This window comes from Sphingobium bisphenolivorans (assembly GCF_000412635.1).
In the GTDB taxonomy this organism is placed as follows: Bacteria; Pseudomonadota; Alphaproteobacteria; order Sphingomonadales; family Sphingomonadaceae; genus Sphingobium; species Sphingobium bisphenolivorans.
In genome coordinates this window covers 1-25527 of record NZ_ASTG01000031.1, presented here as the reverse complement: position 1 = coordinate 25527, position 25527 = coordinate 1, and the positions used below count along the sequence as shown (strand labels likewise).

At 61.7% G+C, this 25527-nt stretch carries 23 protein-coding genes; 11 read left to right on the top strand and 12 right to left on the bottom strand.

Annotation, left to right across the window (positions count from 1 at the left end; translation table 11 throughout):
- Nucleotides 1-25 precede the first annotated feature (25 nt).
- From L858_RS0117945 to L858_RS20595, 4 genes are all read right to left on the bottom strand, one after another.
- A complete protein-coding gene (locus L858_RS0117945; RefSeq protein WP_028056268.1) occupies nt 26-301 on the bottom strand; it encodes a response regulator transcription factor in 276 nt (91 codons plus the stop codon).
- A gap of 8 nt (nt 302-309) precedes the next feature.
- The gene (locus L858_RS0117940) at nt 310-693 is read right to left on the bottom strand and encodes a response regulator transcription factor (RefSeq protein WP_028056267.1); all 384 of its coding nucleotides are present in this window, start codon (nt 691-693) and stop codon (nt 310-312) included.
- Nucleotides 694-780: 87 nt separating this feature from the next.
- Complete coding sequence (locus L858_RS0117935) at nt 781-1401, bottom strand: response regulator transcription factor (RefSeq protein ID WP_022684473.1); 621 nt, start codon at nt 1399-1401, stop codon at nt 781-783.
- Nucleotides 1370-3349: a PAS domain S-box protein gene (locus L858_RS20595; RefSeq protein ID WP_338010746.1), complete on the bottom strand. Its 1980-nt coding sequence runs from the start codon at nt 3347-3349 to the stop codon at nt 1370-1372. Before L858_RS20595 ends, L858_RS0117935 begins: the two co-directional genes overlap by 32 nt.
- A gap of 247 nt (nt 3350-3596) precedes the next feature.
- Between L858_RS20595 and L858_RS20590 the strand changes: the two genes are divergently transcribed.
- Entirely contained in the window at nt 3597-5192 is a 1596-nt protein-coding gene (locus tag L858_RS20590; protein WP_051132679.1) for a bifunctional aminoglycoside phosphotransferase/ATP-binding protein, read from the top strand.
- Here L858_RS20590 and L858_RS0117920 read toward each other — a convergent pair.
- The 3 genes from L858_RS0117920 to L858_RS0117905 all read right to left on the bottom strand — a co-directional run bounded on the left by L858_RS0117920 (nt 5172) and on the right by L858_RS0117905 (nt 7637).
- Nucleotides 5172-5972 carry a universal stress protein gene (locus L858_RS0117920; RefSeq protein ID WP_022684470.1) on the bottom strand — a complete coding sequence of 267 codons (801 nt, stop codon included), beginning with the start codon at nt 5970-5972 and terminating at the stop codon, nt 5172-5174. The two genes, L858_RS20590 and L858_RS0117920, sit on opposite strands and share 21 nt — an antisense overlap.
- A gap of 284 nt (nt 5973-6256) precedes the next feature.
- Nucleotides 6257-6910, bottom strand: coding sequence for a BON domain-containing protein (locus L858_RS0117910; protein WP_022684468.1), 654 nt, complete (start codon nt 6908-6910; stop codon nt 6257-6259).
- Nucleotides 6882-7637 (bottom strand): ATP-binding protein, encoded by a 756-nt coding sequence (locus tag L858_RS0117905; RefSeq protein WP_022684467.1) that lies wholly within the window; start codon nt 7635-7637, stop codon nt 6882-6884. The genes L858_RS0117910 and L858_RS0117905 overlap by 29 nt, the downstream gene beginning before the upstream one ends.
- Before the next feature lie 202 nt (nt 7638-7839).
- Here L858_RS0117905 and L858_RS0117900 point away from each other — a divergent pair, with 202 nt between their 5' ends.
- Nucleotides 7840-10524, top strand: coding sequence for a bifunctional acetate--CoA ligase family protein/GNAT family N-acetyltransferase (locus tag L858_RS0117900; protein ID WP_022684466.1), 2685 nt, complete (start codon nt 7840-7842; stop codon nt 10522-10524).
- A gap of 14 nt (nt 10525-10538) precedes the next feature.
- On the opposite strand, the gene L858_RS20585 is transcribed toward L858_RS0117900, so the two are convergent.
- Complete coding sequence (locus tag L858_RS20585; protein WP_051132684.1) at nt 10539-11519, bottom strand: lysylphosphatidylglycerol synthase transmembrane domain-containing protein; 981 nt, start codon at nt 11517-11519, stop codon at nt 10539-10541.
- A gap of 172 nt (nt 11520-11691) precedes the next feature.
- Here L858_RS20585 and mgtA point away from each other — a divergent pair, with 172 nt between their 5' ends.
- A complete protein-coding gene (gene mgtA, locus L858_RS0117890) occupies nt 11692-14301 on the top strand; it encodes a magnesium-translocating P-type ATPase (protein ID WP_022684464.1) in 2610 nt (869 codons plus the stop codon).
- Nucleotides 14302-14313: 12 nt separating this feature from the next.
- Here mgtA and L858_RS0117885 read toward each other — a convergent pair whose 3' ends face one another.
- Nucleotides 14314-15351: a zinc-dependent alcohol dehydrogenase family protein gene (locus tag L858_RS0117885; RefSeq protein WP_022684463.1), complete on the bottom strand. Its 1038-nt coding sequence runs from the start codon at nt 15349-15351 to the stop codon at nt 14314-14316.
- Between the two features lie 147 nt (nt 15352-15498).
- Between L858_RS0117885 and L858_RS0117880 the strand changes: the two genes are divergently transcribed.
- From L858_RS0117880 to L858_RS0117860, 5 genes are all read left to right on the top strand, one after another.
- The gene (locus L858_RS0117880) at nt 15499-16488 is read left to right on the top strand and encodes a zinc-dependent alcohol dehydrogenase family protein (RefSeq protein WP_022684462.1); all 990 of its coding nucleotides are present in this window, start codon (nt 15499-15501) and stop codon (nt 16486-16488) included.
- Nucleotides 16489-16916: 428 nt separating this feature from the next.
- Complete coding sequence (locus L858_RS0117875; protein WP_022684461.1) at nt 16917-17411, top strand: Hsp20/alpha crystallin family protein; 495 nt, start codon at nt 16917-16919, stop codon at nt 17409-17411.
- A 61-nt stretch (nt 17412-17472) separates the two neighbouring features.
- Nucleotides 17473-18471: an efflux RND transporter periplasmic adaptor subunit gene (locus L858_RS0117870; protein WP_022684460.1), complete on the top strand. Its 999-nt coding sequence runs from the start codon at nt 17473-17475 to the stop codon at nt 18469-18471.
- Entirely contained in the window at nt 18468-19718 is a 1251-nt protein-coding gene (locus L858_RS0117865) for an ABC transporter permease (protein ID WP_022684459.1), read from the top strand. The genes L858_RS0117870 and L858_RS0117865 overlap by 4 nt, the downstream gene beginning before the upstream one ends.
- A 62-nt stretch (nt 19719-19780) precedes the next feature.
- Nucleotides 19781-20407, top strand: coding sequence for an ABC transporter ATP-binding protein (locus tag L858_RS0117860; protein ID WP_238564995.1), 627 nt, complete (start codon nt 19781-19783; stop codon nt 20405-20407).
- Between the two features lie 9 nt (nt 20408-20416).
- Here the strand turns inward: L858_RS0117860 and L858_RS0117855 are convergent, their stop codons facing one another.
- The 3 genes from L858_RS0117855 to L858_RS0117845 are packed head-to-tail and all read right to left on the bottom strand — an operon-like array spanning nt 20417 to nt 22049.
- Nucleotides 20417-21196, bottom strand: coding sequence for a sulfite exporter TauE/SafE family protein (locus tag L858_RS0117855; RefSeq protein WP_022684457.1), 780 nt, complete (start codon nt 21194-21196; stop codon nt 20417-20419).
- Between the two features lie 9 nt (nt 21197-21205).
- Complete coding sequence (locus tag L858_RS0117850; RefSeq protein ID WP_022684456.1) at nt 21206-21727, bottom strand: rhodanese-like domain-containing protein; 522 nt, start codon at nt 21725-21727, stop codon at nt 21206-21208.
- A 4-nt stretch (nt 21728-21731) separates the two neighbouring features.
- Entirely contained in the window at nt 21732-22049 is a 318-nt protein-coding gene (locus L858_RS0117845; protein ID WP_152639871.1) for an ArsR/SmtB family transcription factor, read from the bottom strand.
- Between the two features lie 66 nt (nt 22050-22115).
- Between L858_RS0117845 and L858_RS0117840 the strand changes: the two genes are divergently transcribed.
- The 3 genes from L858_RS0117840 to L858_RS0117825 all read left to right on the top strand — a co-directional run bounded on the left by L858_RS0117840 (nt 22116) and on the right by L858_RS0117825 (nt 25450).
- On the top strand, nt 22116-22988 hold the full coding sequence (locus tag L858_RS0117840; RefSeq protein WP_022684454.1) for an MBL fold metallo-hydrolase: 873 nt from the start codon (nt 22116-22118) through the stop codon (nt 22986-22988).
- A gap of 55 nt (nt 22989-23043) precedes the next feature.
- Complete coding sequence (locus L858_RS0117835; protein WP_022684453.1) at nt 23044-24291, top strand: MgtC/SapB family protein; 1248 nt, start codon at nt 23044-23046, stop codon at nt 24289-24291.
- Between the two features lie 394 nt (nt 24292-24685).
- Nucleotides 24686-25450 carry an IS6 family transposase gene (locus L858_RS0117825; protein ID WP_006949122.1) on the top strand — a complete coding sequence of 255 codons (765 nt, stop codon included), beginning with the start codon at nt 24686-24688 and terminating at the stop codon, nt 25448-25450.
- Nucleotides 25451-25527 lie beyond the last annotated feature (77 nt).

Here is a 25527-nt window from a genome sequence, read left to right as displayed (position 1 = left end):
CAATCGCTCAGCTTGAGTTCGGTCGTCAGTGAGGCAGAGGCCTTCGCGCTTTGGAACCTGAAAAGTCCTTGAGGACATAAAGCGCAACAAGTTGGGCAACGGATTCCACTTTCAGCTTCCGCATCAATTTGGCGCGATAGACCTCGACAGTCCTGTGACTGATCCCCAGCAATTCGCCCGTCTGCCTATTGGTTAGGCCTTTGGCCACCGCCGCAAACACTTCCCGCTCCCGGGGCGTCAGGAGCTCCAAGGAAGCAGCGGAAGAACGACAGCGTTCGGCCTTTTCCCGATTACCCATCATGGCCGTCCCTATGGATCTTTGTTGCGCGCTGTCGCCTCAGTCACGGCGTTGACCAGCGCGGATTCCTTGCAGGGCTTGTCGAGGACAGTTGCAAAGCCGTGAGCAATGGCCTTCTGCATCAGTTCCGGGGAGCCAAAGGCAGTGACGAGGATCGCCTTGCCCATCCACCCCGCCGCGCGGAGCGCATCGAGCACCTGGAGGCCATCATGGCCTGTCATCCTGTAATCCGTCACCAGACATGCCGGATTATTGGTCTTCACATCGGCTATCAGCAGCTCAGGAGTGGCAAAGGAGCGGACCTGGAAGCCCCGGCCCTGCAACAGCAACTGCATGGATCGCCTTGCCCCCGGATCATCGTCCAGAATCACTATGGGGATCTCGGGATCGGCCATGCTCTTCGCGCCTTGCGCCGCAGGATTCAGCAACATGCATGAAAGGTGGCACGCCGCGGCTGCCAGGTCATTACGTATTGGTCCCAGTCAGGCCCTCGTGCCCATCCCGGCCGCAAAGGCGATCCGAAGCGCGTCTGAAAGGCTATGGACGTGCAGCTTCGTCATCAGATTGGCCCGATGCACCTCCACCGTCCGCGATGAGATGCCCAGATCATAAGCGATTGTCTTGTTGGGCAAACCCTGCGCCAGCCCGTCCAGAACCTCGCGTTCGCGCGTCGTGAGAGCGCCGATGATGATATCGGCACGGGCCGCCCGCGCCACCATATCCTGGTCAGAATGGATACGATCGAAAGCGCGCTCGATGGCGTCGATCAAGACAGCTTTCTCAAACGGCTTTTCCAAAAAATCCACCGCACCGGCCTTCATCGCCTGCACGGCGACGGAAACGTCACCATGCCCCGTCATTATGATGATCGGCATCGTGACCCCGCGTTCGGCCAATATGCGCTGCACTTCCAGGCCGTCGATCTCAGGCATGCGGATGTCGAGGAGGATGCAGCCTTCTTCGGCCGACGGAACGCTCTTCAGAAAGCCGATGCCCGAACTCCAGGGCTCGACCCCATAGCCCGACGTCTTGAGCATGTAGCCAACTGACCGGCGAACGGAATCCTCGTCATCAATGATGTGAATAAGCTTCTTGTCGGTCATAAGCCTCCTCCGCCTGCGCTCGAACAAGGGTGAAATGGAAATCAGTGCCCCTTCCCTCGCGGGTATCCATCCATATCTTGCCGCCATTCACCTCCACGATCGTGCGGCATATGGAAAGACCAAGGCCCATCCCGGTCGGCTTGGTGCTCACGAACGCGGAAAACAGCTGGTTGGCGACCCCTGCGGGAATGCCACAGCCCGTGTCGGACACCGTCACCTGAACATAGCCCTCCGTCTCGGCGTGGCTGGATATCGTCAGCCTCTTCACCGGGCTGTCGCCCATGGCTTCACATGCGTTGCGGATGAGATTGATAAGCACCTGCTGAATTTGAATCTTGTCGACCAGTACCGGCGAGGCGTTGGGGTCAAGCTCAAGATGCACCTCAATTCCCATCTCTCGCGTCCCGGCGAGCCCTAGCGAGGCAGCTTCGTTGACGAGGTCTGGCAAATTTTCCACGGTTTTCTCGACTTCGCCTCGCGAAACAAATTCCCGAAGCCGCCGCACGATCTGACCGGCTCTGAGCGCCTCCTTGGCGGCCTCGCCGAGCGCTTCGCGCATCATTGGCCACTCATCTTCTTCAGGTTGCAACATCTGGTCCCGAACCGCCTCGACATAATTGGTGACGGCCGCGATCGGCTGGTTGAGTTCGTGGGCAAGCGTTGAAGCCATGGTGCCCATCGCGCTCACCCGGGCGACGTGGATGAGCTCGGCCTGCAAGGTCGCCATCTGCTGCTCGACCATCCGCCGTTCCGTAAGGTCGCGGATGAATCCGGTGAATATCCGCTCATTGCCACGCGTCGCCTCGCCGATGAAAAGCTCCATGGGAAAGAGCGAACCGTCCTTACGGCGGCCCAGGACAACCCGTCCTTTGCCGATGATCCGCTTCTCGCCGGTTTCCAGGTAACGCTGGATGTAGTTGTCATGGCGTTCGCGATCGGGCGAAGGCATAAGCATGCGCACATTACTGCCCAGCACCTCAGCTTCGTTATACCCGAAAAGCGCCTCGGCAGCGGCACTAAACGATAGCATCTTGCCGCTTTCATCGATCACCACCATCCCGTCGGGTACGGTCGAGAGGATCGCGGTCAACTGACTTTCATGCGCGCGCAGTTGGTCTTCGGCGGCTCGCATTTGCGTAATGTCGGCAATGATCTTTGCAAATCCGCGAAGCTCGCCATCCTCGAAAAGGGCTGTCCAACTGACGGAGGCAAGAAATTCCGTGCCATCCTTGCGCAGCCGCCAATCCTCTTCCTCAAACCTGCCCATATCGCACGCCCTCACGATGTCGGCTTCAGGCTTGCCCGCAGCAACGGCATCGGCAGGATAGAAGATCGAACTGTGCCTGCCGAGGATCTCCTTCTCACTCCACCCTTTGAGACGCTCGGCCCCGCGGTTCCAGATCGCTACTCGGCCGTCGGGATCAAGCATGTATATGGCGAGCCCCTGGGCACCCTCGATCAGAAGGTTCAGTTCTTCGGCTAACCGTTCGCTCGCAGCACCGCGCTGCTCAGCTGTCCTTTCAGCCTTCTCCAGTCGCTGGTTCGACCTGCGGATAAGGCTGCTCATCAGGATGATGCCCGCGGCAGTCGCACCAAACATGGCGACTTCGAATATGTCCGGGCTTTGGCCGAGTGATTTGCGCAGAAAAGCAGAACCTGCGACAATGCCAAGCAATGTCGCTATGATGGCGGGTCCTCTACCGACCCATAGGGCGACGGCCATGATCGCCAGGATGTCAGTCATGTAGGCGGAGCGGTCGCCGAGCCAGGGATCGAAAGCAATCCGCACCGCCGATGCGATCGCGACAGCAAAAACGGCCGCGCCATATCGAACCGGAGGAGCGGTCATCCATCTCAGCATAGACTCACCCCTACTGAAACGTATCCGCTTCAGCTTACGATTGTTCGAGCGCCTCTTCTTAACTTTGAGTTTTGAAGAGAAACACAATTTGAAGATAAGCTCCCCAATGTTCCGAAAGTAAATGAGATATTTTTTACCGTTCGATGTCGGCTCATTGAAAATGATGCTAATGGTAAATCAAGGCTGCGCGCCGGTTCTCCGGCGTTGGATTTCCCAGCTTTTTCAAAACATGGATCACCGCGCGGCTTGAGGAAGATGCCTGGAAATGACGGCGGACCAGGATGGAAGTGCGACGGCATCCCCATGAATATCCCTATTGAGAGGGGCTGATGCGATGAGGGCAAGGCCCAGCGTTACCATACCGACAAGCGAGTCCCAGTCAGAGGTCGCCGCCTTCATGCATGGCATATGCGGACCGGGCACGCGAAGGATCGACACCCACGCGGCCAGCATATTCCTGACGGCCGACCGCGTCTGGAAGCTCAAGCAGGCCGTCCGATTTGGCTATCTCGACTTCACGACGCAGCACCGACGCAAGGCAGCCCTCGAGGCAGAGTTCGCCCTAAATCGCCGGACCGCGCCAACGCTCTATATCGCTGTTCACCCGATCGCGCGCGACAGCGAAGGCAAACTGTCGATCGGTGGCGAGGGCCGTCCTATCGATTGGGTGCTGGAAATGCGCCGTTTCGCCGACGACGCGCTTCTGAGCGAGCAGGCAGAGGCAGGCAATCTCGATGCCGCAGTGCTGATGCGCCTAGCTGAACGCCTTCAGCAGTTCCACCAGCAAGCCCAAATCGTGACCTGGATGGACGCGGCCGCGTCATTCAAGAAGGTTATCGAGGATAATGCCGCCAGCATGGCTGCCGTCGCCGATATACTGGGCGTAAAGGAGACAGGCTTGCTTGCCTCAGGGCATCAGTCGCTATGCGACAGGCTACAGGGGCTGCTTCAGGCACGCGGGCGGGAAGGCAGGGTCCGGCAGGGGCATGGCGATCTGCATCTGGGCAATATCGCCATGATCGATGGCGAACCCACGCCCTTCGATTGCCTGGAGTTCAGCGAGGCACTCGCACAGGTGGATGTGCTCTACGACCTGTCCTTCCTGCTCATGGACCTGTGGCACAAGCGTTTGCAGCATGGCGCAAACATCGTCCTTAACCACTATCTCGACCATTCCGCCATTGACGAGGCAGGGATCGAACTCCTGCCCCTGTTCCTCTCGGTGCGCGCTGCTATACGGGCGCACGTCCTTGCCGCGCAAAGCTTGAGATGCGGCAGAAATCTCCAGATCGCCGAGCAAGCGAGGGGGTATTTGACTTTCGCACGGACACTCCTTGACCCGGTACAGCCGCGCCTGATCGCCATTGGCGGTCTATCGGGGTCCGGCAAGTCTACTCTGGCGCGTCATATCGGCCATCTTTTGGGCCGCGCGCCCGGCGCGCGTATCCTGCGCAGCGACGTGATCCGCAAGCAGTTGGCTGGCATGGCGCCAGAGGCCCACCTGCCGCGCAAGCATTATTCGGCTGCCGCCTCCCGCCAGGTTTATTTGCGGCTCAATGAATTAGCCGGTGACACAATCCGGCAGGGTAGCGCCGTGATTGTCGATGCCGTCTTCGCAGATGAAGGGGAGCGCGCCGCCGCCGAGAGCTTGGCGCACGCCGCTGGCGTAGCGTTCGATGGAATCTGGTTGACCGCCGAGGAGAGCCAACGCACGGCACGCATCCAGTCGCGCGCACCTGATGCGTCGGATGCCGATGCAGAGGTGGCACGTACCCAATCCAGATATGACATTGGCATGCTCGGAGGCTGGCAGCAGATCAGCGCTGGAGGCTCCATCGACGAAGCTGTTGCCAGCGCAGTCGGCGCGCTGCGGCTGCCAACTACCGGAACGGACTCGGAGCCATCCAGTTCAGTGGCCGAGGAACAGTGAAACGGGCGCCTCTGCCAGCATGCGGCGCGTGACCCCGCCGAACAGGCTCTCCCGCAAACGGGAATGGCCATAAGCGCCCATTACGCAATAAGTGGGCTGGCGCTGTTCCAGCATCATGAGCAACGTTCCCGCGACGCCGCCTTCGAGCTCATCCAGACGATCGACACGCGCGTGAATGCCATGCCTGGAGAGATAGGATGCAGCTTCTTCGGCAGGATCACCCGTAATCGCGCCGATCTGCACGATCGTCACACCTACTGCCTGCTGGACGAGTGGCGTTGCTGCGCGTAGGGCTTCGGCCGCGGGACGCGAGCCGTCCCAAGCGACGAGCACATGGCCGCGAAGCTCGATGCCTCGTTTTGTCTCAGGAACCGCCAGGATCGGCTTGCCGGCTTTCAGCACAACGTCCGACACGACTGACTGCATTTCGGGTTCCATACGGTCAGCAAGCGATGTGTTGAGCACGATCACGTCGGCGAGAGCGGCCGCATCAGCGATGACGGAGGCGATATGTCCCGTTTGATCGATCCAGCTCCAGGCGACATCCTCCACCTCAAGGCGCTTTCTGACATGTTGCGCATTGGCAGCTTCGCGGCCGCGCGCCTGGGCCAGCAGCATCAATTCCGCATCAGGATAATATTCTGTCCCGGCCAGCAGAGGAATTTGGACGATGTCAAGGCACGTCAGATGGCCAGCCATCGATCGGGTCAGATCCAGCGCGACCTGAAGGCGCGCCTCCTGGCCTGCATCCTCATGAATGGGCAGAAGCACGTTCTTCATGTCAATTTCCTCATTATTGCGCGTCCGGTCGATGCCGATGACGCGGCGTGCACGACCTGAATAGCGACCGTCATCCCGGCAATTTGGCGAGGATCATGGCGGCGATTGCGGCCATGAGGCCAAATGAGAGACCCGCGAGAAAGATAACGTCCAAGGACTGTCGCAGGCGATCCATGAGAGGCATGTTGTCCTCCATCACACAGTTCATTAATGCCGCGCTGGGTACGAAGCCCCCGATGACCGACCGCTGTCAGCAAGTCGGATTTCACCGGGGGCCGCCATGGTCAGAAGCTGACTATGATATTGTCCTCAACCTTGGTCACACCCGGAGCTGCCCAGGCCGCTCGCTCGGCAACACCGCGTTCGTGCCAGGCCTTCACCCGGCCACCCAGCCGAACCGTGTTGCCGTCGGTGTATATGGTGACGCCTGCGGCATCCAAATCCGCCTGCCGCTTGAAAGCGGCCACTATTCGCTCGCGAACATCGGAGGCGACAGGCAGCTTCTTCACCTCAATGAGGTTGCTGACCCCTGTTACACCCGAAATTCTCGCCGCCGACTTCCTGGCCTCAGCGCTCTGATAATAAAAGTCCACCATGCCGGAAAGCGTGACCCAGCCCTTCTCCACCTTCACATTGATCTTCTCGTGCGGAATGGAGACATTCCAGGAGAAGATATCGAGGATACGCTTGGCGATTTCATGGTCGGCCGTGTGCGGCTCGGACGTAAAGCGCACGTGGATTTCCTCGGCGATCGCTTTGACGCCGCTCACGCGCCTTGTAGCCTTCTCGGCAGCCATCTTTTCGACATAGTTGGTTACATAGCCTGACAGGGTGACAACACCGTCATTCACGGCCACGCCAATGTCAGCATGATCGACGCTTGGATCCCATTCGAGTTCGTCCATGACGTCACGCTGCAACTGTCCGTCGGTTTTCATCACAACTCTCCTTGTGCAGGTGGGATGCGCGCCATTCCCGGGCGCGTGGTTTGCTGAGGGCGTGGAGCGCCACCGGCAAAAGCAGGGCGACAGCTGTGCCGACGCCTGCGCCAGCACTGCCGCGAACAAGTAATTTGCCGCCCATGTCGCGGACCGCTCGCCGAACCCGGCCGAGGCCGATGCCATGGCCTGACCCCTGCGCGGCGTTTGGCCATTTCGTGATTCCATTTTGAAGTAGGCCGGGCCCGTCATCGGCAATGATAAGCCAGATCCAGTTGCCAATCCTGCGGCAACGCAGCATGACCCGGCGGGCGCCGGCAGCTGTGGCATTCGCGACAAGCTCCAGCATCACCCCTTCAAGCTCCGCGGGATCTGCACTCACGAGCGCGGCCGGGACGGCCACCTGGGTGTCGATCTCCAATGAAGCCGGAGACCGGACGATCGCCTGGAGCATAGGCGCAGCCTCCGCCACTTGGGTGCCCACGTCCAAGAGGTGACGCTCTCCTTGAGCCTCCTTCGAGAGCAATCGGGAAGCCAATTCACCGCCCCGCCCGGCGGCTTCCTCCAAACCCCGCAGCAGATTTTCCCGTTCACGTCCGTCAATATTCTTGGTCAACAGGTGCTGAATCGAGGCGATAACCGCGAATAGGTTGCGAAGATCATGAATGATTTCCCGCGCAGGGTCTTGATTGGAAAGGCTGCCCTTCGCGTCGCCCGTATGCCGCATGATCGCCTCCTCGCTGGTCGAGGCGATTGTAGTTAATGCGCGGTGCTTCCCTATTCGCAACTTCCCGTAAGTAGCCTCCCATCATCTTCGGTCCGAACGACAAGGCCTGCGGCATTTACGAATATCGGTTTGAGCACCGCGCCCCATAGGATCACACACGCAGGCGTCGAAAGGCGCTTTTCTGCGAAAGGCGAGAAGCTCCATGACGATCCACAACCTGCCACCCCTTCTGCACGCACGAAGCATAGTTCTGGTCGGAGGATCGGACCGGAAGGGCGCCGTAGGCACGCTCGTCCTCGACAATCTCCTTGCCGGCCTATTCGATGGCGCGATCTATGTCGTTAATCCACGTCCCATCGCCAGAGAAGGCGTGAGGTGGTTCGCCACGGTCAATGCTCTTCCGCAGACGCCTGAACTCGCGATCATCATGACACCGGCATCGACCGTGGCGTCAATCATCGACCAGTTGGGGAGCCTTGGCACCCGCTGCGCTGTAATCCTTTCAGCTGGCCTGAGCGATATTGGCGGCCATCGCCGTGCGGTCTTGGATGCAGCGATGCGGCACGACCTACGTCTCGTCGGGCCTAATTGCCTTGGTATCATGGCGCCTCATGCCAGGATCAACGCCACCTTCGCGCGAACTCCGGCGCGGCCAGGGCATCTTGGCCTCATATCGCAGAGCGGCGCGATCATCACCGCCGTGCTGGATTGGGCGCAGACACGCAGCGTCGGCTTCTCCGCGATCATCTCGGCCGGAGACATGGCTGATGCTGACCTGGGCGACCTTATAGACCTTCTGGCGGCCGATCCGCACACCCATGCCATTCTTCTGTACATAGAGGGGGTGACCCAGGCGGCCGAGTTCATGGCCGCCGCACGGGCGGCGGCGCTCACCAAACCCATCATTGCAATCAAGGCGGGCAAGAGCCAGCTCGCGGCGCAGGCGACGCTCTCCCATACGGGAGCAATGATTGGCTCCTATGATGTCTATGAAGCCGCGTTTGCCAGGGCTGGTATCATATTAGTCGACACCCTGACCGAGCTTTTCGATGCCGCCGAAATCCTCTGCACCTGCGAGCCAATTCCGGACAACCGGCTGGCAATCCTCACCAATGGCGGCGGAGCGGGCATATTGGCGGTCGATGCTATTGCGAAGACCGGCGGCCAGTTGGCTGCCCTGGCGCCGGAGACACTGGCCGCACTTGAAACGGACATGCCAACTGGCTGGTCGCACGGCAATCCCATCGACGTGTTGGGCGACGCCGGCGCGGACAGATACAGCAGGGCATTGCGGTTTCTCTTGCGAGACACGGGCAGTGACGCTGTACTGGTCATGAACTGCCCAACCGCCCGCAGCGAAGCAGGCGAGACGGCCCGCGCCATATGCGAGGAGATCGCGGCGGCGGCACAGGAGCGCATTCGCGAGCCTGTCCTGGCCTGTTGGCTCGGCGATGCCAACGCCGATGCCGTCCGGCGGGTCTTCACAGCAGCCGGCATTCCCGTCTTTTCCACGCCTGACGATGCCGTGCGTGCCTTTGGCTACTTGGCTGAGGCGCGTCGCCTGCGCAGACACCTGACCGATGCACCCGCGCAAACGCGAGAGATCAAGGTCGACCGGGCCGCTGCACGCGCGATCATCGCCAGCGCGCAGGCGGAAAAGTGCACGCTGCTTTCGGAGATCAAGGTGAAGAAGTTGCTGGAGGCCTATGGCATCCCCATCGCGGCCACGCGCTTCGCCGCCTCGGCACAAGCAGTGGAGGAAGCCTGCTGCTGGCTGAGCGCGCCCTATGCCGTCAAAATCGTCTCTCGCGATCTTCCACATAAAAGCGATGTCGGCGGGGTGGCGCTCAATCTCCCCGATGCCCGTTCCGCGGTCGCGGCTGCGCAGGACATGGAGCAACGGATCCGGCGCGATTTCCCGGACGCGCATATTCAGGGATTTGCGGTCGAAGACATGATCAAGGTCGATGGCGGCACCGAGTTGATCGTCGGCATCACGGCCGATCCGGCATTCGGACCCATTATCATGGCTGGCGCAGGCGGCATCGCTACGCAGATTCTGGACGACAAGGCCATCGACCTGGTCCCCATCGATCATGCCCAGGCGCGCGCCCTGATAGCGCGGACGCGCATCTCGGCAGTGTTAGCGGGCTACCGCAACGTGCCGGCCGCCGATGTGGCAGGGCTGGCCGATGTGCTCAATGCGGTGTCAGCGATGGCTGTCGATCTCCCGGACCTCCTCGAACTCGACATCAACCCCTTGGTGGTGAGCGCGGCGGGTGTCATAGCACTCGACGCGCGGGCGCGGATCACGCCAGAGCCAGCTATTGCTTCCCGCTTGGTCATCCGCGCCGCACCTGAAGGCTGGGCATCTGACCTTGTAACGGAGCATGGCTTTCGCTTCCATGTCCGGCCCGTGCGGCCTGACGATGAGCCAGCCGTGGCAAGTTTCTTCGACCAGGTTTCGCCTGAAGACCTGCGCTTCCGTTTCATGTCTGGCCTCCCGAAAGTGCGTCATGAGCAGATCATCATGATGACGAGGGTCGATTATCTGCGCACGATCAGCTTCCTTGCCTTCGACGATGAAGAAAGCGGAGTTGTCGCCCTCGCCATGCTGGCGACCGATCCGGACCGCAGCCGGGCAGAGATCGCGCTCACCACACGCGCCGACATGAAGGGCAAGGGCATAAGCTGGACGCTGCTTGAACATGTGTTGCGCTACGCGAGGGCGGAAGGCATCGAGACTGTCGAGTCCATTGAATGCGCCGATCATGATGCGGCCCTGCGCATGGAGCGCGAACTTGGTTTTGTCACCATCGTCGATCCAGACGACCCGACCATCCGGGTCGCCAGGAAAGACATGGCTGGAGCCAAGCCCGCCAGCTGATCACCGCATCGTCGCTATTGCAACGGCCTGCCGTCAGCCGGCTTTCTCTTCGCGACGGCTCGCATCATCACCATGCCGGGTATAAGCGGCAGCCAGAGCGTGAACAGACGCAACAGCATGGTCGCTGCAAAGGCCGCCTCCAGCGCGACGCCCAACAGGTGCAGCATCGCGACCGATGTCGCTTCAAAACTTCCAAGGCCGAGTGGGATCGGCCCCAGCGTCGCAACGACCGACGCCATGATGAGGGCAATGAAGGCCGTCCCGAACGCGGCCTGCTGACCGAGGCTATGCAGGCAGGCGTAGAGCGTCCCGGCATCGGCCAGGAAGATCATGGCGTTGCAGCCCGTGACGGTAAGGATCAGCCGCCTGTCCCGCAAAACTACTGCTGGCGCCTGCGCTGCTGTCTCCAATAACTTGCGCACGAAGTCGATCTGTTCGATCCGGTCAGGTAAAGGCCGGCTTCCGCGACTGCGCAGCCACAGCGCGAGCGAAGGAATGGCGAGCGCTACAAGGAGGAAGATCGTGACAGTGCCAGCCATCATTGGCGTGGCACGGTCATGGAGCCAGAGCAGGATCAGCATCACAAGAGCGAAGAAGGCGTAAGCCGCATAGAAGCCGATCATGGACAGAAGAAGGGCCGCAACCGCCGTCCCCTTCGGCACGCCAAGCGCCCGAAGCTGATCGACGAGCAGGATGTTCCCACCCATGCCCGCACTGGGCAGCACCTGGTCGGCGAACAGCTTGGTGAGGGCTAGCCGCATCAGCGGCCGTATAGGCCTTGGGGCGCTGGCCTGGTGCAACACCGCGGACCAGCCTCTCGCCACACTGGCATAGGTGGTCAACTGAAGGGCCAGCGCGAGGACGATCCAGCCAGGCTCGGCTTCCCGGAGCAGAGCGGCGAACCGCCTCACCTCTCCCCAATGGGCAAGGGCAGCAACCAACCCGGCCACGATCAAAACCGCGAGGAACCAGCTTCGCCATCGCGCAGATGCCATATCCACCTCCGGGCTCCCCGATGCTTGAGCCCAACGGTTATCTTGTGCCCCCGGAGACTATGGGTGCCGGATGGCTAGCGAACTTCGGACAGTTACGTAGCTTAACGGATTCGAGCAGAGCGCAGGATAGTTCATTTCGTAAAACCCGATACCTTGTCCTTGCGGAGCCGCGATGGCTTTTCCCATTCCCCAGAAGCTCCGACATGCCGATTTTCAGGCGCCCGGAGGGGATCACGGCCCTGTCGACATAATCGCGGGAGGTGCAGCGGTCCAGTTGCCGCCCGAATATTGGCGATTGCCCCCGACCAAGATGCTTGCTGCACTCGCCGCGACTGAAAGGGGTCTTTCTTCCATCGAAGCCGGCCGCAGGCTGGCGCTGGCTGGACCCAACATCCTCTTCCAGCAATCCCGGCGGCGCCTTGCGGTCGATCTGGCGCGCAGGCTTGGCAATCCGCTTGTGCTGATGCTGCTTGCCGCTGCCACCGTGGCGGGCGCGACCGGCGACCTGCCCAGCTTCCTCCTGATCGTGGCCATGGTCTTGCTGTCCACAATCCTCGACACGGTGCAGGAACGGCGAGCGGAAGCGACGGCGGCGGCGCTCAAGGAAGCGATTGCCCTCACCGCAAGGACGCTGCGGGACGGGTCCACAGCCACCTTGCCGGTGCGCGCTTTGGTACCGGGAGACATTGTCCTGCTGGCGGCCGGCGATCTGGTGCCCGCCGATGGGCTCGTGCTGTCGGCGAACGCGGCCCAGGTCAACCAGGCTGCCCTGACAGGAGAACCCTTCCCGGTCGAGAAATCGCCAGGCGTCGAACCCGACGCCGCCATGGGCGAGGCAAGAAACCTCCTGCTGCACGGCAGTTCGATGATCGGCGGCAGCGCGACCATGTTGGTGGTCCAGACGGGCGACCGCACGCATTTCGGCGGCATCGCCAGATCACTGGGCGATAAACAGCCTCCCACCGCTTTCGAACGGGGCATCCACCGGCTGGGACTGCTGATCGTGCGGATGACGATCTTCCTCGTGCTCTTCGTGATCCTAGCCCATCTGGCGCTCGGCCGGCCGCCGGTTGAATCCTTCCTGTTCGCGATGGCGCTGGCGGTCGGCCTCACGCCCGAGTTGCTGCCGATGATCATGACGATCGGTCTGGCGCGCGGCGCGCAGCGCATGGCAGCCGCAAAGGTTGTGGTGAAGCGGCTTTCGGCGATCCATGATCTGGGCGAAATGGACATATTATGCACCGACAAGACGGGCACGCTCACCGAGGCACGGATTTTGATGACGGGCCATCCCGGGATCGACGGCACGGACAGTGAGCGCGTCTTTGAGCTTGCCGCCGTCAATGCCCGGTTTGAAAGCGGCCTGCGCAGCCCGCTCGACGACGCCTTGCTGGCGCACACGGGGCATCATCCGCTCACCGGGTGGCGGAAGCTTGACGAGCGGCCGTTCGATTTCGAAAGGCGGCGCGTGTCCGTTCTGGCCGAATGGCAGGGCGCAAGGATCGAGATCGTCAAGGGTGCACCCGAAACGATCATCAGCCTCTGCACGCAAGCTGAAGCGCAGGACGGCACGATCCTGCCACTCAACGCTGCACTGAAGACGCGTCTCATGGGGCTGCACGATGACCATGCCGGTCAGGGCCTCCGCCTGCTCGGCATAGCCTGGAAAGCCGCCGAGAGCCGCGAGCGCATCGAGACGGACGATGACGACCATCTGATATTCGTCGGCTTCTGCCTGTTCCTCGATCCACCCAAAAACTCCGCCGCGGCCGCGATCGGGCGGCTGGAGGCGGCAGGCATTGGCACCAAGGTCATCTCAGGGGATTCCGCCCCCGCCGTACAGCATCTCATGACTGCCCTTGGAAGCCCATCCTCCAGCCTTCTCACGGGAGAGGAGATCGCCACGCTTAACGATCAGGCACTGGCGGTGCGCGTCGGGGAGACTGACTTGTTCGCCCGCGTCACCCCCGACCAGAAGTTGAGGATCGTACGAGCGCTACAGGCACGCGGCCACATCGTGGGATTTCTCGGTGACGGCATCAACGACGCGCCGGCGATCAGGGCAGCGGATGTCGGCCTTTCCGTCGATGGCGCAACGGACGTGGCGCGCGAGGCAGCGGACATGATCCTGCTGGCGCCCGATCTTGCGGTGCTTGCCGAGGGGGTAGCGGAAGGACGACGCACCTATGCCAATATCCTCAAATATATCCGCATGGGCACAAGTTCCAATTTCGGTAACATGCTGACGATGGCGCTCGCATCCCTGTTCCTGCCTTTCCTGCCGCTGACGCCGGTGCAGATCCTCCTCAACAACATGCTCTACGATCTCTCCCAGACAGGCATTCCGTTCGACAGCGCAGAGAGCCGTGATCTTGCGTCGCCCCATGGCTGGGACATGCCGGGCCTTGTGCGCTTCACCATGATCATGGGACCTTTATCGTCGCTATTCGATATTGCCACTTTCGGCGCGTTGATCGCCCTTTTCCATGTCGATGTGCCGACCTTCCGCACCGCATGGTTCATCGAATCAATGGCAACGCAGATATTGGTTGTCTTCGTCATCCGCACATCTGCGCCATTGTGGCGGCAACGGCCTCATCGCCTCCTGGTGACGACCGCCGGTCTTTGCCTCGGCGCAGCAGTCATGCTGCCTTTCCTGCCGATCGCTTCCACACTAGGCTTCGCCGCGCCGGGCGTTTCCATCATCGCGGTGACGGCTCTACTGGTCGCCGCTTACCTGCTGTCCGCCGAAGCGCTGAAGCGAGTGGCGATGCGGCAATAGTGCGTGAGCGGCTCAGGGCGTGATCAGGACCTTGAGCGCCTGAGTCTCGGCTGCCCTGCCGAAGACCTCATAGGCCTCCATGATGGCATCAAGCGTGAAACGATGGGTGACGAGTTTCTTCGCGTCGATCTTCCCGCTCGCCACCGTCTTCAGCAGCATCGCGGTGGTCGCTGTGTCAACCAGCCGGGTCGTGATGGTGATATTATGCGCCCATAGACGCTCAAGATGCAGGTCCGCTTTTTTCCCATGCACGCCAATATTGGCGATGACGCCACCGGGGGCAACGAGATCCTGGCACAGTTCGAATGTCGCGGGGATGCCGACCGCCTCAATAGCAGTATCGACGCCCAGTCCGCCCGTCAGTGCCTTGACGGCGGCCACCGGATCTTCCGTCCGGCTGTCGATCGTTCGCGTCGCACCGAATTTTTCAGCGATCGCCAACCGGTTCGCGTCGATGTCGATCATGATGATCTGACCGGGCGAATAGAATTGCGCGGTCAACAAGGTGGCAAGACCGATCGGTCCCGCGCTGACGATCGCGACGGTGCTTCCGGGCACCACCTTGCCGTTGAGGACGCCGCATTCGAACCCTGTCGGCAGAATGTCGCTCAACATCACAAGGGCTTCCTCGTCGGTCCCGGGCGGAACCAGATAGAGGCTCGTATCGGCATGCGGTATGCGGACATATTCAGCCTGCGTGCCGTCTATGGCATTCCCCAATATCCACCCGCCGCTTGTGCAATGCGAATAGATGCCCCGCCGACAGTAATCGCATCTGCCGCAAGCGGTGATACAGGAAATCAGGACATGGTCACCCGGTTTGAAGTTGGCGACCGCAGCGCCGACCGCCTCGACCACCCCAACTCCCTCATGCCCCAAGATCCGTCCCGGCGCGCAGATGGGCACATCGCCCTTCAATATATGAAGGTCAGTTCCGCATATGGTCGTGTGCGTCACGCGGACGATCGCGTCACCGACGTCCGCAATCCTTGGCGCTTCCCGTTGCCCAAGATGCTTTTGGCCCGGGCCATCATAGATCAACGCTCTCATGACCGTGCGTTCCTTTGCGAACCGCTCAGCTTAATAGCCCAATATCGGGTCATCAGGCCGGTCAGCCTATGCGTAGATTCACGAACGGCGTTTGCGCGCGCAATCGGATAGGCTCTTGACTCCTCTGGCAAGGAAGGAACGCCATCTATGAGCGGAATGGTTGCCATGCAGGTCCGCGTCCCTGGCAAAGCTCTGATTCGCATCGAGCGGCCCCTGCCCGAACCCGATACCGGCGAATTGCTGATCGAGGTCGCAGCCTGCGGCGTGTGCCGAACCGATCTGCATGTGCTCGATGGCGAAATTTCGGCACGCTACCCGGTCATACCCGGGCACGAGATTGTCGGCCGCGTCGCTGCGATCGGCCCCACCGTCAGTGGCTTCACGCTCGGTCAGCGCGTCGGCGTGCCATGGCTGGGACATACATGTGGCACCTGCCCCTATTGCCGGACAGGCCGGGAAAATCTCTGCGACGCGCCGCTCTTCACGGGCGCCACACGCGATGGGGGGTATGCCAGCCATGTGGTGGCGGACGCCCATTATTGCTTCGATCTGCCCGAGCGTTTTTCCGACGTCGAAGCCGCTCCCCTTCTTTGCGCCGGGCTGATCGGCTGGAGAGCATTGCGACTCGCTGGCGCGGCACCCGTGATCGGCCTCTATGGTTTCGGCGCTGCGGCGCATATTCTCGCGCAGGTCGCCCGGCACCAGCGACGCACGGTTTATGCCTTTACAAAGGATGGTGACAAGGAAGGGCAGGATTTCGCGCGGTCACTTGGCTGCGCTTGGGCGGGAGGCTCTTCCGACGACCCGCCGCAGTTGGTCGATGCCGCGCTCATCTTCGCGCCTGTGGGCGAGTTGGTGCCCCGAGCCTTGCGAGCGGTAAGGAAGGGAGGCCGCGTTATTTGTGCGGGCATCTATATGAGCGACATCCCCTCCTTCCCCTATGCGGACCTGTGGGAGGAAAGGCAGATCCGCTCCGTCGCCAACCTGACGCGGGAAGACGGCACCTCCTTTTTCGAACTTGCCGACAGCATCGACCTGCACACCGTCACGCAAACCTTCCCGCTCGAAGATGCCAATGAGGCTCTGCAAAGCGTGCGCACGGGCAAGGTGAAGGGCGCCGCGGTGCTCGTGCCCTGATCGGCACATGCGTGACTCTACTTATGGCGCGCAACTGCCGTCGGCGCGAAACTTCGATGGAGAGTCTTGTATGGAGGACCGTTTATGCGCCGTTTCCTCGCAACTGCCTGCCTTTGGAACCTCATGTTCATTGCAGGAGTGTCAGCACAGACCGTAAAGCCGCACGCCGAACACCACCCGGCAGAAGGACCAAAGCAGCCGCCCTCGGCATCTGCGGATGCCGGGCATGATTGTCCCATGATGAAGGGAGAAGGCGGCCCAATGATGGGGCCGGATGGCGCGCCTTCGTCAATGGGACAAGCGCATCGGATGCCGGATGGCATGGAGCATTGCAGCGCCCTGCACAGTTCAGCTGCCGCCCGGGGACAGCCACATTCAATGCACCCGTCGGGCCAGCAATCACCTCACAAAAAAGCAGGAGAAGGACAATGACTGATTTTCGTTCACTGATCCCCTTTGGACGCAACAGCATGTTCCGCAGCGGATTTGATCCGTTCGCCGATATGCGCAGGGAGATGGACCGGCTGACCGATGATTTTGGTCGAGGCTGGCTCACCAGCGGCAATGGCGACAGCAAAGGATTTCTCCTGCCCAAGGTCGATATCGCCGAAACTGACAAAGGCCTTGAGTTGACGGCCGAACTGCCGGGGTTCGATGAGAAGGATGTGTCGCTCGATGTCCACGACGGCATCCTCACCATCAAGGCGGAACATAAGGAAGAGCGCGAAGAAAAGGACGAAAAGAAGCATTATCATCTGGTTGAGCGCAGCCGGGGAAGCTTTTTGCGGCGGGTCGCCCTGCCCTTTGAAGCGGATGCCGACAAGGCGAACGCGCATCTGGAGAAAGGGCTTTTGAAGGTCATCGTCCCGCGTCTCGCAACAGAGGCAAGCAAGCCGCGCCAGATTCCGATCGGACCCAAGTGACGGGCGAAGGTCGTTCCGATACGAACGCGCAATGATTTCCGCCTGATGCTATAGAGCTGGGATGAAACGCATCGCGCTCTGGCTGCTACCGCTGGCGCTGCCGGCGGCAGCAGGAGCCTATTGGCTGCTCGCCGGAAGAGCGCCCGAAGTGACGGTCATGCCCGCACGCATGGGGGAGGCGATCGAACTGGTGTATGCCACGGGCTTTGTCGAGGCCGAGCATCCCGTCACCGTCTCCGCCCGCCTCACCGCGCCGGTCCGTTTGGTGCTCGTCGAAGAAGCCCAGCGCGTGGCGCGGGGGCAGCCGCTTGTACTGCTGGATGACGAGGAACAGCGCCATGCGCTGCAACAAATCACAGCACAGCGCCGCGTTGCCCTGCAGGACGAACAGCGTATCCTGGCGCTATTCGCCAGAGGGTGGGTCACGCGGGCAGCGCGCGATGCAGCGGTAGCGGCAGCTGACAGCGCGAAGGCAGCGGAGAAAAGTGCCCGTGCACGGCTCGATCAGATGGTCGTGCGATCGGGCATAGACGGCATCGTCCTGCGCCGGGACGTGGAGCCGGGCGATCTCGCTGTTCCTGGCCGCACATTGATGACGCTCGGCGATCCGGCACGCATCCGCATCACCGCGACGGTAGACGAGCGCGACGTGCCACGTATCCATGCTGGACAAGCTGCGCTGATGTCGAGCGATGCGTGGCCAGGCCGGGTGCTGAGCGGCCATATACGTGAAGTGACGCCTGGCGGCGATCCCGAACAACGCGCCTTTCGCGCCCGCATCATGACGGACAAGCCCATGGCGCTGCCGCTCGGACTGACGCTTGAAGTCAATATCGTGACCCGGCGCGCGGATCGCGCGCTGCTGGTGCCGGCGAGTGCAATAGAAGGCGGCAAGGTCTGGGTCGTACGTGACGGACGGGCTCGTCCACGGGCGGTCCGCACAGGCATTGCTGGATCCAGTGAAATACAGATCCTTTCAGGTCTGTCGCGGGGCGAGATCGTCGTCAGGACGCCTGAGGGCAAGATCTCGGACAATATGCGGGTGCGGATAGCGCGATGAGCGGCCAGCTGCGGCTGTTGGCGAGCGTCGCCGCGCGGCATCTGGCAGGCCGAAGACGGCAGACCTTCGTCGCCGTGAGCGGCGTTGCGGTGGGCGTGGGCTTTTTCCTGGCCGTCTCCGCGATGATGATCGGCAGCCAGAATGACTTCATCAAGACGCTGATCGACGCCGCGCCGCACATCATCATTTCCGACGAGCTGCGCAGCCCGCCGCCGCAGCCAGGCGTCAGGCTCTACAAGGGCGCTGCGATCGACCTGCGCCACTACAAGGTCCGCAATGAGGTGCGCGGCCTCAAAGGCTGGCCCGAAATCCTCCGAGCCGTGAATACGCTGCCCGGCGCGATAGGCTCTCCCAGCCTGACGGGCGCGATCACCCTGCGCAGCGGTGGGCGAGAGGAAGCTCTGACCATCGTCGGCGTCGATCCGGCGGTCGAAGAGAAGGTCAGCACCATCGAGGACAAATTGCGCACCGGCCGCCTCCGCGATCTGGAAAGCACGCAAGGCGGCATCATCCTCGGCGAGGAGATGGCGCAGCGGCTCGGTCTTGCGATGGGCGATGTGGTGGGCGCGACTTCCGCATCGGGCAATAGTCGCTCGCTCCGCATCGTCGGCCTGTTTAAGCGCGGCCAGACCCAGCTATCCTCTGCGCTCGGCTATGTGCTACTGCGAGAGGCGCAGTCGCTGCTGGGCCGGCCCTTCATCATCAATCGCATCGGCGTGCATCTTAGCGATCCCTATGATGCACAGCCAATCAGCCGGCGTCTCGAAGCACGCTTCGCCTATAAGGCCCAAAGCTGGCAGGAACGCTCCGCCGACCTGCTCTCGCTCCTCGTGACCCGCAACGTCATCATGTATAGCGTCGTATCAGCCATTCTGCTGGTCGCCAGCTTCGGCATCTACACCGTCGTATCGAACAGCGTGTCGGACAAAAGGCGCGATATCGCGATCATGCGTTCCATCGGCTTTTCCGAAGGCGACCTTCAACTGATCTTCGTATTCGAAGGACTGGCGCTGGCGCTGGTGGGCATCCTTGCAGGATGGCTGCTTGGCTACGGGCTGCTGGCGATCCTGGGCTCGCTCCACTTTCCCATTGGCGGCGAAAATGAGCGCTTGCCGCTCGACCGCTCGGCCCGTCAATATGCCATAGCCGCTGCGGCTTCCCTATTTTCTGGCGTAATCGCGGCCTGGCTCCCAGCACGAAAGGCTGCACGCGTCGATCCCGTCAACATATTGCGGGGCGCGGTATGAGCGCGATCATGCAGGCTCAGGGGCTATCACGCGAATTGGTGGGAACACCCCCGGTGATACTGGTGAGCGACGTTTCCTTGAAGATCGATCCGGGCAGCTTCGTCGCCATTGTCGGACCGTCGGGATGCGGCAAATCCTCTCTGCTCTATCTGCTGGGGCTTCTAGACCGCCCAACGGAAGGATCTGTGCTGTTCGAGGGACAGGACATGAACCCGCTGGACGGCGACGAGCGCGCACAGATCCGGCTGGCGAGCTTCGGCTTCGTGTTCCAGTTCCATTTCCTCCTTCCCGAGTTCAGCGCGCTCGAAAATGTGATGCTGCCGATGCGCAGGCTGGGCCGGTTGTCGCAAGCGCAGGCGCGGGAGAAGGCGCAGAACCTGCTGATAGATGTTGGCCTGGCCAAGAAGTTGGACAAGACGCCCAACCGCCTGTCCGGCGGCGAAAGGCAACGCGTGGCGATCGCACGGGCGATTGCGAACGACCCGGTCCTGATACTGTGTGACGAACCGACCGGCAACCTCGATAGCCAGAACAGCGCCCGCGTGGTCGAGATGTTCCATACCCTAGCCCATGATCAGGGCCGCGCGGTCGTGTGCGTGACCCATGATGCCGATGTTGCCGCCGCTGCCGATGTCCAGATCTCGATGCTGGACGGCCGCATCAGCGAAACCGACATCCGGAAACAGTAAGCGGTGATGTTAGACGCCACGCAGCGTGACATAAGCGCCTACGGCAATCACCGTGACGGCGAACAGCCGCCCCAGCAGCCCCTTGCGCGCGCCCAGCCTGCGCCCGAGCGTGATGCCGATCGCCGCGCCGCCGGTTCCGCCCGCGATCATCATCCCCACCAGCAACCAATCGACATAGCCCGACAGCGCGTAGGATGCCGCCGTGGTGAGGCCCAGCGCCGTGACGACGACCAGCGAAGTTCCAACCGCATTCTTGAGCGGCATCGCCGTCGCCATCATCAGTCCCGGCACAATCAGGAAGCCGCCGCCAATCCCGAAGAAGCCCGCCGCGAGGCCCGCCCCCAGGCCGATCGGCACAAGGCGGGGCAGCAGGTGGCTCGCGGTCGCGCGCGACAGGCGGACATCGGGAGCCTCAGCCGCCCGCTTTTTCCGCAGCATGGAGAGGCCGACCCCTATCATCAGCAGGCCAAACAGCATCAGCAGCCGCTGACCGTCCACGGCCTTCCCGATTTCAGCGCCGATCGCCGCGCCGGTGACCCCCGCTGCTGCAAAGACCAGAGCGCAGGGCCATTTCACTGTGCCCTCGCGCGCATGACCGATCAGGCTGAAGGCGGCATTGGCGGCGACCGCGACCGCCGCCGTCCCGATGGCGGCATGGGCGGAACCAACGCCCACCACATAGACGAGAAGCGGCACGGCAAGGATCGACCCGCCGCCCCCGATCAAGCCCAGGACAGCACCTATAAGGCCGCCGGAAGCCAGAGCCGCAGCGATCATGGCCGTGGGCATGGCTGCCTCTTATGCCCCAAGGGCGCGGCGGTTCCATGGCATCAGCTGCAACAGCTTCGCCATGCCACACCAGCCGGTCGCCCCCGCCATCATCAATCCCGCGCCGACAAAGGCCGACAGGCTGAAAAAGGCCGGTGCGACCAGAAAGCCGAGCAAGACACCCAGCAGTACCAGTCCGCCAGCCGCCAACTGTACCTGCCGCATGATCTCCAGCGGCTGTTTGCGGTCGAGGCGCGTCGGCAGCCCCGCCGCCCGCCAGCCGTCGAGGCCGCCTTCAAGAATGTGGCAGGGCGTGAAACCTGCGGCGGCTTGCAGCGCCGCTTCATTGGCCTTGGTGCGCATGCCCGACTTGCAATGAAAGATGATGGGCCCTGGCAGGTTCGGCAACGCGCCAAGGCGATCGAGTGGGACATGGATCGCGCCGGCTATATGTTCGCGGGCATGTTCGTCGGTGCCACGGATGTCGACGAGCGTGGCGCCCTTCGCCATGGCTTTGTCCGCATCGTGCGGCGTGATGGTCGTGATCGGCATCGGATCATTCCTTGCAGAAGATGGTATAGAGACTGGCGAGCAACTGTTCCGTCCGCGGATCGGCGATGCGATACCAGATCGTCTGGCTCTCCCGCCGGAAGGCGACCAGCCCCTCCTCCCGCATCCGGGCGAGATGCTGGGACAAGGCGGATTGCGACAGGCCCACCTCGCGCGCGAGGTCGCCCACCGTCATCTCGCCATGCTCGACGAGCTTGCACAGCACCATCAGGCGCCGGGCGTTGCCCATCGCTTTCAAGAGGTTCGACACTTCGCTGGCCTTCGTCTCGAAGGTGGCGAGGTCCATTGGCGGACGGATCATCATGCACTCCATTAGCTATTGCTAATTTAGTTCTTGTGAATATATTGTCAAGAAGCAGTGGAGGATGGCATGGACGCGAAGCCCCTGATCGAAGCCTTTTTCGACGAAACGACTTTTACCGTGAGCTATCTGGTCGCCGATCCCGAAACCCGCGAGGCGGCGGTCATAGACCCGGTGATGGACTTCGACATCGCCAGCGGCGAGGCGGACACGCGCTCGGCCGAGCAGCTGTTGGCCTTCGCGGAAAAGAAGGGCTGGCGGATCTCGATGGTGCTTGAAACCCATGCCCATGCCGATCACCTCTCTGCCGCACCTTTCATCAAGGCGAGGACCGGCGCCCCGATCGGCATCGGTGAACATATCCGCGACGTGCAGAAGATCTTTCGTCCGGTCTTCGGCCTGGATGAACTGCGGACGGATGGATCGGACTTCGACCGGCTTTTTCGCGAGGGCGAGCAGTTTTCGGTCGGCACGCTGCGGTTCACGGTCATGCACGTGCCCGGCCACACGCCCGCCGACATCGCCTATCTGGTCGCCGACGCAGCCTTTGTCGGCGACACGTTGTTCATGCCCGACTATGGCACGGCGCGTGCCGATTTCCCCGGTGGCGACGCTCGCACCCTCTACCGCTCCATCCGGCGGCTCTTGAGCCTGCCCGAGGAAACCCGCCTGTTTCTCTGCCACGACTACAAGGCGCCGGGGCGCGATGACTATCGTTGGGAAACGACCGTAGGCGAAGAACGGCGCACAAGCGTCCATATCCATGACGGTGTGGACGAGGATAGTTTCGTCGCGAGGCGCGAGGCGCGGGATGCGACGCTCGCGGTGCCCCGGCTGCTGCTGCCCTCGATCCAAGTCAATATCCGTGCCGGGCGTTTTCCGGAAGCCGAGAGCAATGGCGTTCGCTATCTCAAAATTCCGGTGAAGACGAAGGCGATCTGATCGTGGCTTATACCTATCGCGATCCGCCCCGATGCGTATAGCTTAGCAGCGTCCCATGCCCGATATCACCCATCCCTATCTGTCCCTGATCGCATCCATTGCCGTTGGGCTGCTTGTCGGGCTTGAGCGGGGCTGGACGCAACGGGATTTCGGCAAGGGCCGCAGGGTAGCGGGCTTCCGCACCTTTGGGCTGATCGGGTTGCTGGGAGGGATAGGCGGGCTTGTGCCCGACATGGTCGCGGCGGCTCTCGGCATTGGCACAGCGGCGGTGCTGACGGTAGGCTACGGCCGGAGCGCCGATCAGAACAATCTCTCCGCAACGACCACGCTTTCAGGCCTGTTGACGTTCGGGGCGGGATTTTGCGCCACGAGAGTCTCGCCCACGCTTGGCCTCGCCACCGGTGCGGCGATCTTTGCGATCCTGAGCGCGCGGCAATCCATGCACGCGCTGCTCAGGGGAATGGATGAAAGCGAAATAGAGGGCGTCTCTCGCTTCCTGCTCGTTGCCCTCATCATCCTGCCGCTGCTGCCTGATGCCGCCTACGGCCCCTATGACGCCTGGAACCCCCGGAAAATCTGGATGGTGGTGGTGTTCGTGATGGGGTTGTCCTTCGCGGGCTACGCCATTTCGAGGCGCTTCGGCCGTGACCGCGGCGTGCTGCTGGTGGCGCTGACCGGCGCGATCGTCTCATCCACCGCAGTCACCGCCGATTATGCCCGGCGGCTGCGCGATGAACCCGGCGGACGGCAGCTATTGTCAGCTGGCATCGCGGTGGCTTCCATCGTGATGTTCGTGCGAGTCCAGTTGGTAGCAATGGCACTCGTTCCACGCGCGTTACCCTCTCTGGCGCTGACCATGGCGCCCGCAACACTTGTGGCCGTGATGTTCGCCGTGGTTGCCTGGCGAACATTTGGCAAGGGCAGCGATGGCACGGCGATCGCCAATCCACTGGGCTTTACGCCCGCCCTCATCCTGGCTGCACTGGTGGCAGGATTATCACTTGCCGCGCGGTGGGCACTGGAACATTTTGGGCAGGAGGGCATGGCGGTCGTCCTGACCCTGACAGGCATATCAGATGTGGACGCAGCCGTGATGACCATGGCCGGGCTCCCGCCCCATGCGATCGGCGATCGGACGGCCGGGTTTGTACTGGGGGGCGCGGTCCTCGCTAACACTTTGGCGAAAGGCGTCATTACTGTAGTCATCGGTTGGGGTCATGGCGGCATGAGAGCCGCGCTACCGCTATTCGCCGCTCTTGTAGCCGCGGCTGCGAGCCTTGCTGCCTGGATCGCGATCAGCTGATTTACAGACGCTGTTGGGGGACAATTGGCTCCCGCACGGCAGGCCCAACTCGCATTGACAAGGCGGTCTCTGTGCAGCGGCTCGTCCTTGGCGTTGATCGCCACCGCTGCTCAATCAGTTTGCGACGCTACGAGCTGTTGCCTGCGCGAAGGAAATCGTTCCAGAAGAGTGATGATGGTTATCATTTCCTCCTTCTCTACACTTTGCTTCTCAGCCTTTCTCGAGATCCCGTTCAAGAAGCTTTAGCCGGTCCACGATGGAAAAGAAGAACGCGGTCGACCAGCCGATCAGAATAATGCCGTTGGCGCCCTCGATCACGCCCAAAATCCGGCTCTGTTGCAAACTCTGACACGGTTTCCAAGATTGGGCTCATGTACTGTCAAGGTCAGTTGCGATGAACGATTTCAAAGGACGGCATTTTACCGGCGAGGTCATCCTATGGGCGGTGCGCTGGTATTGTCGATACGGCATCAGCTACCGTGATCTCGAGGAAATGCTGTCCGAGCGTGGGATCGATGTCGATCATACGACGATCTATCGCTGGGTGCAGCGCTACGCGCCGGAGATGGAGAAGCGTCTCCGCTGGTTCTGGCGGCGCGGCTTTGATCCGAGCTGGCGTCTGGATGAGACCTACGTAAAGGTGCGGGGCAAATGGACCTACCTGTACCGGGCGGTCGACAAACGGGGCGACACGATTGATTTCTATCTGTCATCGACACGCAGCGCCAAAGCGGCGAAGCGCTTTCTGGGCAAAGCTCTTCGTGGCCTGAAGGACTGGGAAAAGCCGGCCAAACTCAATACCGACAAGGCACCCAGCTACGGCGCAGCAATCGCTGAGCTGAAACGCGAAGGCAAACTGGCGGCGGAAACCGAGCACCGGCAGGTGAAATATCTGAACAACGTGCTCGAGGCCGACCACGGCAAGCTGAAGATGCTGATCAAGCCGGTACGTGGCTTCAAGTCGATGCCAACGGCCTACGCCACGATCAAGGGCTTCGAGGTCATGCGCGCCCTACGCAAAGGACAGGCCCAGGCATGGTGCCTGCAGCCAGGTATCATGGGGGAGGTGCGCCTGGTTGAAAGAGCATTCGGAATTGGACCCTCGGCCCTGACCGAAACCATGATTATGCTCAATAAGCATTTCGCCAATGCTGCCTAATCCCCCAACTGGGTGACGCCGCGCGGCCGTGCCCCATGTTTGCAACAGAGCCAGGGATTCGAAGTCATGCGAGCCCT